This window comes from Nonomuraea indica, from assembly GCF_002850745.1.
Taxonomy (GTDB): domain Bacteria; phylum Actinomycetota; class Actinomycetes; order Streptosporangiales; family Streptosporangiaceae; genus Nonomuraea; species Nonomuraea indica.
Window position 1 is genome coordinate 263,647 of the sequence record NZ_KZ559476.1, and the last position, 14,363, is coordinate 278,009.

Consider the following 14,363-nt stretch of genomic DNA (forward strand, 5'->3'; position numbering starts at 1 on the left):
CCATGACCGGCTGCTCCCACCGGATGGCCCGGGCCCGCCCCCAGTGCGGCTCCAGCCGCTCCCACAGCGGCGACACCGCCTCGACGGGCCCGACGATCGACGAGCACCGGCGCCCCTGCTTGCGGGCACGGTCGGCGAAGGCGTGCACGGCCTCAGGGCCGGCGTTGACCGGCACCAGGTTGGCGCCGGCGTAACAGAGCGAGACGAGCCCGCCGCGCGGCCCGAACCCCCACATCTGCCCTCCCAGACGCGCCGGGTTGAGGCCGACCGTGCGCACGCGGGAGGAGACGAAGACGTTGGCGACCGGATCCCGGTCGAGCAGGGCCAGAGCCTCGTCCCGGTCGCTGTCGTCGAGCACACGCGACGCCGATGTACGCAGCATCACATGGTCAGACTACGCGACACCCTGCCAATTGGCTCATCCCCGACGCGGCTCGGTGCGCCGATCGTGACCCTTGGCCTTGCCCGCGCCCCGGCCGGTGGCCAGCCGGGCGGCCGGCCTGGGCTCCGGTACGGCCGCGCACGTGGCGCCGCGCGCCGGCACCGTGCCGTCGGCGAGGTAGGCGGCCAGGTGCCGGTCGACGCAGGCGTTGCCGGCCAGCGACACGCCGTGGTTGCCGCCCTCGTCCACCACCATCCGGGCGGTCGGGAAGCGCTCGCGCATGCCCAGCGCCCCCTCGTACGGCGTGGCGGCGTCGCCGCGTGACTGCAGCATGAGGACCGGCGGCAGGTCGGGCGAGCCCTTGACCTCGACGGGCGTGCCCGCGTGGGCCGGCCAGAACGCGCACGGCGCGTTGTACCAGGCGTTCGGCCAGGTCATGAACGGGGCGCGGCGGTGCTGACGGGCCATGTCGGTCCGCCAGGTCGTCCAGTCGCGCGGCCAGGCGGCGTCGGTGCACTGCACGCTCAGGTAGACGGCGTAGCCGTTCTCGTCCTCGGCGTCCTGCTTGCCATGGCGCTCGTAGGCGGCGAGCAGGGGCCGCGCGTCGCCGCGGCGCACGTAGGCGGACCAGGCCCCGGCGAGTTCCGGCCAGACCCGGTCGGAGTAGCCGCCGACGGTGAACATGTCGTCCAGCTCGCTCGGGCCGACCACCCCGCCGGCCGGCCTCTCGCGCAGCCGCGAGCGCATGGCGTACCAGGCGAACGTGGTCTGCCGGGCGTCGGTGCCGAGCCGGTAGGCCTGGTTGTTGCGGGCGGTCCAGGCCAGGAAGTCGCGGTGCCTGCGGTCGAAGGCGAGGTTCTGCGCCAGGTTGGCCTGGTACCAGACGCCGCCCGGGTCCACGGCGCTGTCCATGACCAGGCGGTTGACCCGGTGCGGGAAGAGCGTGGCGTAGACGGCCCCGATGTAGGTGCCGTAGGAGTAGCCGAGGTAGCTGATCCGCTCCTCGCCGAGGGCCGCGCGGAGCACGTCGAGGTCACGGGCGATGGCCTCGGTCGTCATGTGCGGCAGCAGCCACGACCACAGGCTGCCGCATCGCTCGGCGTAGGCGGCGGCCCGGTCCAGCAGCACCCGCTCGTCGCCGGCGGCGCGCGGCACCGCGTCGGGGCGGGGCGGGGCGTAGTAGACCTCCGGGTCGACGCAGCGCATGGCCGGCCGGCTCAGGCCCACGCCGCGCGGGTCGAACCCGACCACGTCGTAGCGCTCGGCGACCTTGCGGGGCAGGGTCCTGGCGACGTGCTCGGCCAGCGAGCGCCCGGACGCGCCGGGGCCGCCCGGGTTGACCAGCAGCGTGCCGAGGTGGCCGCCGCCACGCGGCTTGGTGGCCCTGATCCGGTTGACGGCCAGGGTGATCGCGTGGCCCGCCGGGTCGGCGTGGTCGAGCGGCACCCGCAACGTCGCACACTCCGTGGCCGCGGCCCCCGCCTGCAGCGCGGTGGCCGCCTCCTTGCCCGTCGTGGGGCACGCCCCCCAGTCCAGGCCCTGCACCTGCCTGGCCGGCACCGCCGCGGCCGGCCAGGCGGCACTGCCCTCCACGCTCACCACACCGCCGGCCAGCACCGCCACGGCGGCGACCATCCGCACGCCCCGCTTCACCCGTCTCATGACCAGTGATGCTGCCCGGGTGACCGGCCGGTCACGATGGGTATGGGAAAATGCTTGCCATCCTGTAATGACTCGATGGCTGAACGTAACGAGACGGCGGCTCAGCCCACGGTGACCTGGGGGCCGGGAGCGTCGTCGTCGAGGTCGACCTCGACGCCCATCTCCTCGGCGATCCTCAGGGCCTCCTCGATGAGGGTCTCGACGATCTGCGACTCGGGCACCGTCTTGACGACCTCGCCCTTGACGAAGATTTGGCCCTTGCCGTTGCCGGAGGCGACGCCCAGGTCGGCCTCGCGCGCCTCGCCGGGGCCGTTGACCACGCAGCCCATGACCGCGACCCGCAGCGGCACCTTGAGCCCCTCAAGACCGGCCTGCACCTGCTCGGCGAGGGTGTAGACGTCGACCTGCGCCCGGCCGCACGACGGGCACGAGACGATCTCCAGCCCGCGCTCGCGCAGCCCCAGCGACTCGAGGATCTGCGTGCCGACCTTGACCTCCTCCACCGGAGGCGCCGACAGCGACACCCTGATCGTGTCGCCGATGCCCTCGGCCAGCAGCGCGCCGAACGCCACGGCCGACTTGATCGTGCCCTGGAAGGCCGGCCCCGCCTCGGTCACACCCAGGTGGAGCGGGTAGTCGCACCGGGCGGCGAGCAGCCGGTAGGCGTTGATCATCACGACCGGGTCGTTGTGCTTGACCGAGATCTTGATGTCGCGGAAACCGTGCTCCTCGAACAGCGAGCACTCCCACAGCGCCGACTCGACCAGCGCCTCGGGCGTGGCCTTGCCGTACTTCTGCAGCAGCCGCGGGTCGAGCGAGCCGGCGTTGACGCCGATGCGGATGGGCACGCCGTGCTCGGCCGCGGCCTTGGCGATCTCACCCACCTTGTCGTCGAACTTCTTGATGTTGCCCGGGTTGACCCGCACCGCCGCGCAGCCCGCCTCGATCGCGGCGAAGACGTACTTCGGCTGGAAGTGGATGTCGGCGATCACCGGGATCTGCGACTTCTTGGCGATGATCGGCAGCGCGTCGGCGTCGTCCTGGGACGGCACGGCCACGCGTACGATCTGGCAGCCGGATGCCGTCAGCTCGGCGATCTGCTGCAGGGTGGAGTTGACGTCGGCGGTGACCGTGGTGGTCATCGACTGGACGGAGACGGGCGCGTCGCCACCCACGAGCACGTTGCCCACCCTGATCTGCCGCGAGTGCCGTCGTTCGGCCAGCGGCTTGGGGCGGACCGTCGGGATGCCGAGTGCTACAGAAGACATTGCTCCTCTTAGATGTCGAAGACGGTGTCCAGTCTAGGAAGTCAGCGGGACTGCCGCGCCGCCAGCTCCGCCGCGCGGGCGCGGGCCCAGCCGTCGGCGGTCAGCACCTCCTCGACCGAACCGGCGGGAGTGACCTCGTGCTCCTCCACCACCTGCGCGACGGTGTCGACGATGGCGAGGAACGGCAGCTCGCCGCGGAGGAACGCCTCCAGGCACGCCTCGTTGGCGGCGTTGTAGACGGCCGGCGCGGTGCCGCCCGCCTCGCCGACGTGCCTGGCCAGGGCGACGGCGGGGAACGCGGTGTCGTCAAGCGGCTCGAAGGTCCAGGTGTGGGCCCTGGTCCAGTCGACGGCCGGGGCGGCGCCGGCGAGCCGGCCGGGGTGGCCCAGGGCCAGCGCGATCGGCAGCCGCATGTCGGGCGGGCTGGCCTGGGCGATGGTGGAGCCGTCGACGAACTCGACCATGGAGTGGATGATCGACTGCGGGTGGACCACCACGTCGATGCGGTCGAATCCGAGGTCGAACAGCAGGTGCGCCTCGATCACCTCCAGCCCCTTGTTGACCAGGGTCGCGGAGTTGACAGTGATCATGGGGCCCATCGACCAGGTGGGGTGGGCCAGTGCCATCTCGGGCGTCACCCGCGTCAGCTCGGCGCGGCTCCGGCCACGGAACGGGCCGCCGCTGGCCGTGATGACGAGCCGTCTGACGGCGTCGGGGTCGTGGCCGTCGGGCCCGGCGGCCCACAGGCACTGCTGGACGGCGGAGTGCTCGGAGTCGACGGGGAGGATCTGGCCCGGCTTGGCCAGCCGCTTGACCAGCGGCCCGCCGATGATCAGGGACTCCTTGTTGGCCAGCGCCAGCGTCCGGCCGGCCTCCAGCGCGACGAGCGTGGAGGTCAGGCCGAGCGCGCCGGTGATGCCGTTGAGCACGGTGTCGCACTGCCACGCGGCCACCTCGGCCACCCCCGCCGGCCCGGCGAGCACCAGGGGCGCGGCCCCGAGCGCGGCGAGCGCGTCCTTCAGCGCCGGCACCGCCGTCTCGTCGGCGACGGCCACGACCTCGGCCCCGACCTCGGCGGCCTGCCTGGCGAGCAGCTCGACCTTGCCGCCGCCGGCCGCCAGCCCCGCGACCCGGAACCGGCCGGGGTTGGCGGTGAGGACGTCGAGGGCCTGGGTGCCGACCGAGCCGGTGGAGCCCAGCACGACGACGGAGCGGAGGGACTCTGCATGCACCCGTCCATTGTCCCCGCTCGCCGGCGCAGCCGGGCACGCGGCCACGAGGTTCCCGGAACAGGCGCGTTTTGTGACGCACCGTATCACTGCCGGTTCATCCCGTGATGCGCCATATCCGGTTGTGCATAGCTTGAGCAGAACGGATACCGCCGCACGTACCTCCCAACGGCAGATTCCGGTTTCGGGAGGTACGCAATGCACCGCAGAGTCGCCCTGCTCTCCGCCGTCGCGCTCACCGCGGCGGGCGCGCTGATCCCCGCGTCCGCGGCGGCCGCCCGCGCCGGCACCTCGGCGACCGGCCTGGACCCCGGGCCGGTCCGCTGGTCCACCACCGACTCCTGGTCGGAACGCCGCACCGTCTCGCAGTACTGGACGGCGCAGCGCATGCTGGCGGCCGAGCCCCTCTCGTCGCCGGCGCCGCGCCGCGCCTCCCCGGACTCGCCCACCCAGGGCAGCCCGTGGGCGACCCGCGGCGCCTCGACCGGCGCCCGCGGCGGCTCCGGCACCTGGGGCGGCACGGGCAGCGGCACCTGGACCGGCACGGGGAGCGGCGACACCGGCGGGCGCGTCCCGTACACGATCCGCGGCTCGTCGGCGGGCGGCGGCCGGAGCGCGCCCTGGTCCGTGGGCGGCACCGCGCCCGCCGGCGTCCGGCAGGTCGCCCAGCAGGCCCAGGTGCCCAACAGCCCCGGCCTGCGATGGACCGACGGCGGCGCCGTCGTGCGCACCGTGGGGCGCGTCTTCTTCACCACCGCGAACGGCCGCAACTCCTCCTGTTCGGGCACGGCCGTCACCAGCGCCAACGAGAGCGTCGTGATGACCGCGGGACACTGCGTGAAGCTGAACGGCGCCGCCCACCGCAACTGGGTGTTCGTGCCGGGCTTCGACAACGGCCGGCGGCCCTTCGGCACCTGGGTGGCCACCAGGCTGCTGACCACCCAGCAGTGGAACGCCCGGGAGGACATCAACTTCGACGTCGCCGCCGCCGTGGTGGCGCCGCTCGACGGCCGGACGCTGACCGACGTCGTGGGCGGGCAGGGGGTGGCCTTCAACCAGGCCAGGCGGCAGCAGATGTACTCCTTCGGCTATCCGGCGGCCGCGCCGTTCAACGGCTCGCGGCTCATCTACTGCAGCGGGCGCTCGTTCGACGACACGGTCATGACCCGGGACCTCGGGCTGCGCTGCGCCATGACGGGCGGGTCGAGCGGCGGCCCGTGGTTCCGCAACTTCGACGAGTCGACCGGGCTCGGCTGGCTCAACTCCGTCAACAGCTTCAAGTACAACTTCGCCCCGGACTTCATGTTCGGCCCGTTCTTCGGCGACGAGGCGCAGGCCGTCTACCAGGCCGCGCAGCGCACCAACGCACTCTGAGGCGTTTTACCGAAAGTAGTCACAAGGGCACACGTTGTAGTGCACACTCGGGTGCCATGACGCTGAGCTCCCCTCTGCTGGCGGCCGTTCCGCTCGTCGCGGGGCTGATGGGCCCCGCCCTCGTCGGCGCGACTCCCCCGCAGCGACCCGCCTCTTCCGCCGCCGTCCACCCGGGCCACCATCCGCCCGGAGCGCGCGACTCCGGGCCCCGGGCGGCGCGGGCCGACCAGGCGGCGGCACGGCGGCCGGACGTCGTCGAGCACGTGGCCGCCCGCGGCCCGGCCGACCAGCGGCGGGTGCTCGGCTACTGGACGCCGCGGCGGATGGCCGCGGCGCTGCCGCTCGACCTGGCCGGCTCCGTGGCCGGGCGCCTGGCCGGCCCGCTGACGCGGTCCTCGGCGGAGGCTCCCGCCGGCTTCCAGGCTCCGTTCGCCAGGGGCGGGCTGCTCGGCGGTCTCACCGGCCGGACGGACGTGACCGCCGCGCCCGGCCGCGCGGGTCCGGCGGACCGCCTCGCCTCGCCCGGCCGCGGCCCGGCCTCCGCGCGGCACCGCCTCGCCCGGCCGCACCAGACGACGTACGGCGCGCGCTGGTCGGCCGGCGGCGCGGTGACCAGGACCACCGGCCGCGTCTTCATGACGATGAACGGGGCCGACTTCGTCTGCTCGGCCAGCACGGTCAGGAGCGCCAACCGCGACGTGGTCGTCACGGCGGGCCACTGCGTCAAGGACGGCACCGGCCGGTGGGCCGACAACTGGACGTTCGTGCCCGGATACCGCGACGGTGGCGGCCACCCTTACGGGAGGTACCCGGCGCGCCGCATGTTCGTCGCCGGGCCCTGGTCCCGCTCGGCCGACGACAGCTACGACGTGGGCATGGTGGTCCTCGCCACCTCCTCGGGCAGGCACGTCGCCGACGTGGTGGGCGCCCAGGAGATCGCCTTCAACCGCCCGCGCGGCGGCCACGCCCTCGGCTTCGGCTACCCGGCCGACCCGCCGTACAACGGCGAGCATCTGGTCTACTGCGCCGGACGGCTGCGCGACGACCCCCACGGCGAGACCCGCGACCAGGGCCTCGGCTGCGACATGACGGCCGGCTCCAGCGGCGGCCCCTGGCTGTCCGGCTTCGACCACGGCACCGGCAGGGGCACGCTGACGTCCCTCAGCAGCTTCAAGTACAGCGACGACCACCGCACGATGTACGGCCCCTACTTCGGCGACGCCGTGCGGACCCTCTTCACGACCGCCGAACGCGCCTGATCCGCTCCCCCACAGCGGCCCGCACGGCAGCGGCAGGCGGGTGGGCGGGCGTCAGATCCAGCCCTCCTCCCAGGCACGGTGCGCGGCGGCGTGGCGGGAGCCGGCCCCGAGCTTGGCCATGGCGGCCGACAGGTAGTTGCGCACCGTGCCGGGAGCGAGGTGGACCTGGGCCGCGATCTCGTTGATCGAGGCGCCCGTGCGGGAGGCGCGCAACACCTCGAGTTCCCGTTCGGTCAGCGGGCAGTCGTCCTCGGCCAGCGCGGAGGCCGCGATGTCGGGGTCGACGTACCGCCGGCCGGCGGCGACGTCGCGGATGATCTCGGCCAGCCGGGTGGCGGGGGTGGTCTTGGGCACGAAGCCGCTGACCCCGGCGGCGAGGGCGCGGCGGAGCACGCCGGGCCGGGCGTGCCGGGTGACGAGGACGATCCTGGTGGGCAGGGTGGCGCGGATCTCCCGCGCGGCGCTCAGCCCGTCGGCGGGCGGCATCTCCAGGTCGAGCACGGCGATGTCGGGCCGCAGCTCGCGCGCCAGCCGGACCGCGTCCGTGGTGGTGGCCGCCTCGGCGACGACGTCCAGGTCGTCCTCCAGCGTGAGCAGAGCCGCCAGGGCTCCCCTGATGAGGTCCTCGTCGTCGGCGATCAGCAGCCGGATCACGGCGCCCCCGCCTCGGCCGGGCGCGCGGGCGGGGCGGCCGGCAGCGACGCGGCCACCTCGAACCGGTCACCGTCGTGCCACCAGTCGAGCGTGCCGCCCACCCCTCGCAGCCGCTCGGCCAGGGTACGCAGCCCGGTGCCCGTGCCGGGCCGGGGCGGGTCGGCGGCGCCGTCGTTGCCGATCAGCAGGCGGGCGCGGCCGTCCTCGACGCCGTAGACGATGCGCGCCCGGCGGGCCTGGCTGTGGCGCAGCACGTTGGTGGTGGCCTCGCGCATCACCAGGCCCAGCACGTGGCGGGCGGGCTCCGGCAGCGGGCGCGCGCCGGCGGCCCCGTCACGGTCCACGGCCGTGTCGATGCCGGCGGCCGCGAGCACCTTCGCGGCGTTGGCCATCTCGTCCTCCAGGGTCGTGCGCCGGTACCCCTGCACCACGGCGCGGGTGTCGCGGAGCGCGTCGGCCGCCAGGCGTCGCACCTCACGCATCTCGGCGGCGGCCCGGGACGGGTCGGCCTCGGCCAGCCGCGCCGCCAGCTCGCTCTTGAGCGCGATCACCTGCAGGTGGTGCCCCTGGATGTCGTGCAGGTCGGCGGCGAACCGCAGCCGCTCGTCCTTGACCGCCAGCTCGGCTGCCAGGTGACGGGCCCGGTCCAGCCGGTCGGCGACGTCCCAGGCCCACAGCATGCTCAGCGCCATCCAGGCGACGGACGCGACCATGCCGGCCGGGAAGGCCGCTGCGGCGAGCCAGCCCTCCCGCCCCGATATGAGGGCCGCGGCACCGCCGATCGTCGCCGCGGCGACGATCGCGGCGGCGATCAGGGTACGCCGGTGCGCCGGCCTCAGGAACGTCGCCGTGATCGACACCATCACCGCCGGGGCCACCGACCACAGCCCGTCGTCGCGCACCACGAGCGGGACCGCGCCGAGCACGGCGGCGGCCAGCCCGCCCGCCACCAGCCAGGCGGCCGGAGGACGGCCGGAGGCGAAGCCCGCTGCCGCCGCCCCGCCGTGCTCCTGACCCGCAGACGCCTCATGGGCGCCGACGACACCGTGATCCTCGCCCACGGACGCCTGACCGGCGCCGACGGCACCGTCGTCCAGACCCGCAGGCGCCTCATCCGCGGCGGCCCCGTCGCCGGGCACGGCGGCGACGGGCGGGCGCCGGAGCCTGCGGGCGAGGAGCACGGCGACGGCCACGACCAGCACGGCCAGCGCCAGGCCGCCGGCGGCCGTCACCCACGGCGGCGTCGTGTCGTCCAGGGCCCATGCCCGGACGAAGAGCACCAGGGAGACCGTGATGCTTCCCGTGAGGCTCCACCACGTGTATCGGCGGAAGCCGCCCAGCCCCGCCCCTCGTCCGCCCGGCCCGTCACGCACGCGGCCATTCTCCCCTGTTCGCGGGGCCGGAGGGGGTATCGCGGGCCCTGATGACAAATGTCATGCGATCTTGTGACAACCCCACGCCTGGACGTGCTGTTGCGGCACTACTGGCCCGTCCCGCCCTGCCGCACTCTGGTGGTCGGATACCCCCACCTCGTACACCTCGAAGGAGCGCGACATGAGAGCGACAGCGGCACACGGGCGCGGCTGGGGGCCGTTCGCCCGCCACTACCTGGAGATGGTCGCGGCGATGTTCGTCGGCATGGCGGTGCTCGGCGCCGCCGTGCGCGGTGGCCTGGCCCTCGCGGACCTGGAGTTCCCGGTGGGGCCGGAGCCGGCCGCCCTGGAGATGGCCGTCGACATGTCGGCCGGGATGATCGTCTGGATGCGGTACCGGGGCCACGGCTGGGCGCCGACCCTGGAGATGACCGCCTCCATGTTCGTCCCCGCCCTGGTCCTGTTCCCCCTGCTGTGGACGGGCGTGATCCCGGCCGGCTCGCTGCTGCTCCTGGAGCACGTCGTGATGCTGCCGCTCATGCTCCTGGTGATGCTCCGCCGGCGTGACGAGTACGGAGGCCCCGCCCGTGTCTGACGTCGTGCCGCGTCGTCCCGGCTGGACCGCCGTGCTGCGGCGCTGGCCGACCGCCCTGGCCGTGGGGACGGCGGCGGCGAGGCTGGCCGGGAGCTCCTCCGACGGGGAGATCACCGCGCTCGCCGAGATCGCCCTGCTGCTGCCCCTGGTCTACCTCGTCGTGGCGGGGATCCGGCGCCGGGGGGCGTCGTGGCCGACCCTGATCGCCTTCGTCGTCCTCTACGTGGGCCTGCGGACGCTGGACGTGGTCCCGACGCCGGCAGTGCTCGCCGGGGTGGCGCTGGCCGTCCTGGTGTGGGGCGCCGTCTCCCGTGACCTGCGCCGCTCCGGGGCGTTCCGGGCGCAGGCCCTGGGTGTGCTCGCGTTCGGCGCGCTGGCGCTGACCGCGCTGGCGGCGGAGCCGGACCTGGGCCGCTACCTGGTGGCCGGCGCCTGGTTGCTGCACGGTGTCTGGGACTTCGTCCATCTCAGGAGGGACGCGGTCGTGTCGCGGTCGTACGCGGAGTGGTGCGGCGTCTTCGACGTCCTCATCGCCGCGCAACTGGTGCTGCTCCCATGAACGTCCTCGGTGCGGCCGGGCGCCGGCTCCGCCGCCACGCCCGTCCTTCGGCGACGCCTCATCTCCGGTGTCAGGAGCTGAGAGCGCGGGCGCGGATGGCGGCGAGCATGGCGCGGCGGACGAATCCACTTCCCAGCCGTATCACCACCCAGTACCGCAGAAACGCCCGTCGCGCGTCCGGACTGGTGGCTTGCACTCGGGTCTCGGTGACCAGCCGAATCCGCCCGTCACTCACATCCTCCAGCAGAAAGCTGAACGTGGCTTTCGCGTAGCCGGGCCGGTCGAAGGCGCGGAAGGCGTCAGGGCCGTCGACGGAGGCGACGTTCTCCGCCCGGCCCAGGCGCCACCACTGGCCTATCACACCCTGCACCACCTCGCGGCCGGGATCCTCGGCGAGGGGGGTGAAGTCGGGCAGGTCGCGCTGGGGGTGTCCGTTCCGCACGCGAGAGAGCAGGTCTCGCACGGCGAACAACGGCTTGGCGAGACGGATGTCCGTGGCCTTCATGTTGCTGACGGCGTCCCAGACCCGGTCCCGGGACGCCTTGATCACAATCGAGTGGCGTTCGGCGACGTCCGGGGCCGGCATGAGGCGGTGGGCGAGCGTGAGATGGCCTGTCGTCACGTGAGCTCCCATGCGGTTGCGCAGGGGACTGACCGTCCCTGACGCCACACTCCGGCAATCGATCGGGTGGCGGTGATGTCCTGCGCCGGATCACCCTCGACCAGCAGGAGGTCGGCCCGGAGACCCGGGGCGATCCGCCCACGGTCATCGAGTCCATAGCGTTTCGCGGGCACGCTCGTAGCCGCCGCCAGCGCCTGGACCGGTGTCAGCCCCGCCATTGTCAGGCATTCCAGCTCCCGATGGAGGCTGGCGCCGTGGACGACGGGAAAAGCACCGTGCGGGCCGTCGTTGGCGTCGGTGCCCGCCAGTATGGCCACCCCGGCCCTGTGCAGCGCCGCCGTCGTCTCAGCCGTGTGAACGGCGAGCCCCGGCACTGATGAGAATCCGGGAGGGGTATGGCCGACAGCGGCGCGCAACTCGGGCGACAGGCGTGCCCCGATGCGCTCGTCCGCGGCCAGCGACGCCCCAGCCTGATCGTCCAGGGACTCGAACAGGGCGAGGGTGGCCGTCACGAACACCCCCGCCTCCGCCAGCCGCGCCGCCAGCCGATCGACCTCGCCGTCGGCGAGGAAGACGTGCGTCAGCCCGTCGATCCCCGCCGCCACGGCCAGTTCGGCGCCCGCCTGGGTGGTGGCGTGCGCCACGGCCAGCAGCCCCTGGGCATGAGCCGCCTCGACCAGCGCTTGGACCGTGGCGGCATCGAGGCACGGCAGCGGCATCCCCATGGCCGAACCGTCCTCAATGAGGATCTTGAGGTAGTCGGCCCCCTCGGCGACGCGGTCGCGAACGAACGGCACGCTGTCTTCGGCCGAGGACAGCGTCGGGAACGCCCCGAAGACCTCTGCCATGAACTGGCTGGGATGCCCGCCGGGTGCCGTAGCCCCTATCCCGGAGGTGCGCAGGTCCGCCGCGTACGGCTTGGCGGCCTCGGCCCGTACCTGACGCAGGATGGACGGCACTGAGAACATATCCAGCTCGGTCGTCACTCCGAACCGCACCGCCTGTTCCAGCTTTCCGGGAAACGCATGCGTGTGGGCGTCGATCAACCCGGGAAGGAGCGTTCGGCCCTCGCCTTCAACGACCTGTGCGTCGCCCGGCACGTCCACCTGCCCGACGCAGGCGATCAGCCCGTCACGCACCAGCACGGACCCGCGCGGCACGATTCCTTCACCATCGAAGATCCGCACGTCCCGGATGACCGTGGCGCTCATGCGACCGCCGGCATGGCGGCTGGGGTCACTCCGAGCAGGAGCGGCGAGGGCTCGAGTACGGCCGCACTCGTCAGCGCCCCGGAACTTACGGCGACGAACACATGGAGCGGTGGCACCCGCCACGCCGTCCGTACCCGGCGCCGAACCCCCCGCCCATGCCACACCATGCTCTTTACGGAAACCGTAGTATCGGAACTCATGGTTCCTTATTGTGGACCGCCCCTCCCTTCGCACGCAACCTCGACGGCGCCACATTACGGATACATCGGTTCCGTAAGGGGCGGCAAGGGTGCCCTGGGTGGGCGGGGGCACTGGCGTTCACTCAGTTCCTCGAACGCCACACCATCGGTATGAGCAACGCTGGAGACCTGTGGATCAGCTGGGAGGGCACCCCGTTCCGCTGTCCAGCCTGAGCACGCGGGCATGCTGGTGCTGCTCGACCGGAACTTCGCCGCCCGCATCCTGATCAGCGCGATCACCGGTACCGGCGCCTGTCGATCCTGCGCCGCCGCACCAACGGCTCCCACCCGTCCATACTCGGCGGTCAGGGCGATCGATTCGACGATCACCCTCACCACCGCCGGCGGCCGTCGCGCCGGCTCCCACCATGAGCATCGAGATCGCCGCACCCTCCCACCTGCCGGCCAGCCACCCCTGACTCAACGGCATTGCGGCTAGAGCGTCAGCCCCGTCATCACCATGACCTTCTCGTAGGTGAGGTCGCGCATGGCCGAGCCGAGGCCCTCGCGGCCGATGCCGGAGTCCTTGACGCCGCCGTAGGGCATCTGGTCGGCCCGGTACGAGGGCACGTCGCCGACGATCACACCGCCGACCTCCAGCTCCCGGTTGGCCCGGAAGGCCGCGTCCAGCGAGCGGGTGAACACCCCGACCTGCAGGCCGTACGCGGAGTCGTTGACCATCTCGTACGCCTCCTCCATCGACGCGGCCGGCTGCAGGACCATGACGGGGCCGAAGACCTCCTCGCGGGCGACCTTGGCGTCGGCGGGGACGTCGGCGAGAACCGTGGGGGCGATGGTGGCGCCCTCGCGGGTGCCGCCGGCGAGCAGCCGGGCGCCGCCGCGCACCGCCTCGTCGATCCACTGCTCGACCCGCTCGGCGGCCGCCTCCGACACGAGGGGGCCGACCTGCGTCTTCTCGTCGGCCGGGTCGCCGGTGACGAGCGCGCCCACGGCCGGGAGCAGCCGCTCGACGAACGCGTCGTACACCGGCTGCTCGACGATCACCCGCTGGACCGCGATGCAGCTCTGGCCCGCCTGGTAGTTGGAGTAGAGGGCGACACGGCTCGCCGCCCAGTCGAGGTCGGCGTCGGCCAGCACGACCGCCGCGGCGTTGCCGCCGAGCTCCAGCGTGACGTGCTTGCGCGGCACCTGGTCGGCGATGGCGTAGCCGACCGGGGCCGAACCGGTGAACGACACCACGGGCAGCCGCGGATCGCGCACCAGGCCGCTCGCGCGCTCGTTCTCGACCGGCAGCACCGAGAACATCCCGGCGGGAAGGTCGGTCTCGGCCAGGATCTCGCCGAGCAGCAGCGCGGTCAGCGGCGTGGCGGGGGCGGGCTTGACGACGACGGGCGCGCCGACCGCGATGGCCGGGGCCACCTTGTGGGCGACCAGGTTGAGCGGGAAGTTGAACGGCGTGATCGCCAGGACCGGCCCGTACGGCACCCGCGAGACGTAGGCCAGCCGGCCGGCGGCGGCGGGCTCGGTGTCGAGCCGCTGCACCTCGCCCGACCAGCGGCGGGTCTCCTCGGCCGCGAAGCGGAACGTCGCCACGGCGCGACCCACCTCGCCCCGCGCCCACAGGATCGGCTTGCCGTTCTCGGCGGTGATGAGCTGGGCGAACTCCTCGGCCCGCTCCGCCAGCCGGCGTGAGACGTGCGCCAGCGCCTCTGCGCGCACGTGCACCGGGAGCGCGGCCGCCTGCCGGGCCACCGCGTCGGCGGCGGCCACGGCCTCCTCCACCTGCGCGTCGGTGGGCACCGAGTGCCGGCCGACCTCGCGACCGTCGTGGGGATTGGTCACGGTGTGCTCGGCGTCCCCGGTGGCGGGGCGTCCTGCGAGCCAGAAGGTACGCACGTCCATACCCCGACGTTATGCCACCCCGCGATCGGCGCTCTGTGCCATGTTGCACAACACCGCCTGCCACGCTGGCCGT

The 14,363-nt window shown here is 73.4% G+C and carries 14 protein-coding genes; 5 read left to right on the forward strand and 9 right to left on the reverse strand.

The genetic code is table 11. From position 1 onward, the window contains the following. The 4 genes from CXR44_RS41195 to dxr form a co-directional block, all read right to left on the reverse strand. A partial coding sequence (locus CXR44_RS41195; protein ID WP_245899425.1) for a DUF4081 domain-containing protein occupies window positions 1-382 on the reverse strand: 382 nt, incomplete at its 3' end. A gap of 36 nt (window positions 383-418) precedes the next feature. Then, window positions 419-2,044, reverse strand: coding sequence for an alpha/beta hydrolase (locus CXR44_RS26890; RefSeq protein ID WP_245899426.1), 1,626 nt, complete (start codon window positions 2,042-2,044; stop codon window positions 419-421). A 101-nt stretch (window positions 2,045-2,145) separates the two neighbouring features. Beyond that, window positions 2,146-3,312 (reverse strand): flavodoxin-dependent (E)-4-hydroxy-3-methylbut-2-enyl-diphosphate synthase, encoded by a 1,167-nt coding sequence (gene ispG / locus CXR44_RS26895; protein WP_101788888.1) that lies wholly within the window; start codon window positions 3,310-3,312, stop codon window positions 2,146-2,148. A 41-nt stretch (window positions 3,313-3,353) separates the two neighbouring features. Next, complete coding sequence (gene dxr / locus CXR44_RS26900; protein ID WP_101788889.1) at window positions 3,354-4,544, reverse strand: 1-deoxy-D-xylulose-5-phosphate reductoisomerase; 1,191 nt, start codon at window positions 4,542-4,544, stop codon at window positions 3,354-3,356. 195 nt (window positions 4,545-4,739) lie between these two features. Here dxr and CXR44_RS26905 point away from each other — a divergent pair, with 195 nt between their 5' ends. Both CXR44_RS26905 and CXR44_RS26910 read left to right on the forward strand, forming a co-directional pair. After that, the gene (locus tag CXR44_RS26905; RefSeq protein ID WP_101788890.1) at window positions 4,740-5,915 is read left to right on the forward strand and encodes a trypsin-like serine peptidase; all 1,176 of its coding nucleotides are present in this window, start codon (window positions 4,740-4,742) and stop codon (window positions 5,913-5,915) included. A 56-nt stretch (window positions 5,916-5,971) separates the two neighbouring features. Beyond that, on the forward strand, window positions 5,972-7,174 hold the full coding sequence (locus CXR44_RS26910; RefSeq protein WP_245899427.1) for a trypsin-like serine peptidase: 1,203 nt from the start codon (window positions 5,972-5,974) through the stop codon (window positions 7,172-7,174). Window positions 7,175-7,225: 51 nt separating this feature from the next. On the opposite strand, the gene CXR44_RS26915 is transcribed toward CXR44_RS26910, so the two are convergent. After that, window positions 7,226-7,828 (reverse strand): response regulator transcription factor, encoded by a 603-nt coding sequence (locus tag CXR44_RS26915; protein ID WP_101788891.1) that lies wholly within the window; start codon window positions 7,826-7,828, stop codon window positions 7,226-7,228. Continuing rightward, window positions 7,825-9,201 (reverse strand): sensor histidine kinase, encoded by a 1,377-nt coding sequence (locus tag CXR44_RS26920; RefSeq protein WP_101788892.1) that lies wholly within the window; start codon window positions 9,199-9,201, stop codon window positions 7,825-7,827. Before CXR44_RS26920 ends, CXR44_RS26915 begins: the two co-directional genes overlap by 4 nt. 181 nt (window positions 9,202-9,382) lie before the next feature. Between CXR44_RS26920 and CXR44_RS26925 the strand changes: the two genes are divergently transcribed. Next, window positions 9,383-9,796 carry a hypothetical protein gene (locus CXR44_RS26925; RefSeq protein WP_101788893.1) on the forward strand — a complete coding sequence of 138 codons (414 nt, stop codon included), beginning with the start codon at window positions 9,383-9,385 and terminating at the stop codon, window positions 9,794-9,796. Next, window positions 9,789-10,355, forward strand: a complete 567-nt coding sequence (locus CXR44_RS26930; RefSeq protein WP_245899428.1) for a hypothetical protein — start codon at window positions 9,789-9,791, stop codon at window positions 10,353-10,355. Before CXR44_RS26925 ends, CXR44_RS26930 begins: the two co-directional genes overlap by 8 nt. A gap of 70 nt (window positions 10,356-10,425) precedes the next feature. Here CXR44_RS26930 and CXR44_RS26935 read toward each other — a convergent pair whose 3' ends face one another. Further along, window positions 10,426-10,977: a hypothetical protein gene (locus CXR44_RS26935; protein WP_101788895.1), complete on the reverse strand. Its 552-nt coding sequence runs from the start codon at window positions 10,975-10,977 to the stop codon at window positions 10,426-10,428. After that, window positions 10,974-12,188: an amidohydrolase family protein gene (locus CXR44_RS26940; RefSeq protein ID WP_101788896.1), complete on the reverse strand. Its 1,215-nt coding sequence runs from the start codon at window positions 12,186-12,188 to the stop codon at window positions 10,974-10,976. Before CXR44_RS26940 ends, CXR44_RS26935 begins: the two co-directional genes overlap by 4 nt. Before the next feature lie 423 nt (window positions 12,189-12,611). On the opposite strand from CXR44_RS26940, the gene CXR44_RS39035 reads away from it, so the two are divergent. Then, window positions 12,612-12,866, forward strand: a complete 255-nt coding sequence (locus CXR44_RS39035; protein ID WP_144070088.1) for a hypothetical protein — start codon at window positions 12,612-12,614, stop codon at window positions 12,864-12,866. Here CXR44_RS39035 and CXR44_RS26945 read toward each other — a convergent pair. Continuing rightward, window positions 12,863-14,290 carry an aldehyde dehydrogenase family protein gene (locus CXR44_RS26945; protein WP_101788897.1) on the reverse strand — a complete coding sequence of 476 codons (1,428 nt, stop codon included), beginning with the start codon at window positions 14,288-14,290 and terminating at the stop codon, window positions 12,863-12,865. The genes CXR44_RS39035 and CXR44_RS26945 overlap by 4 nt on opposite strands. Window positions 14,291-14,363: the final 73 nt, after the last annotated feature.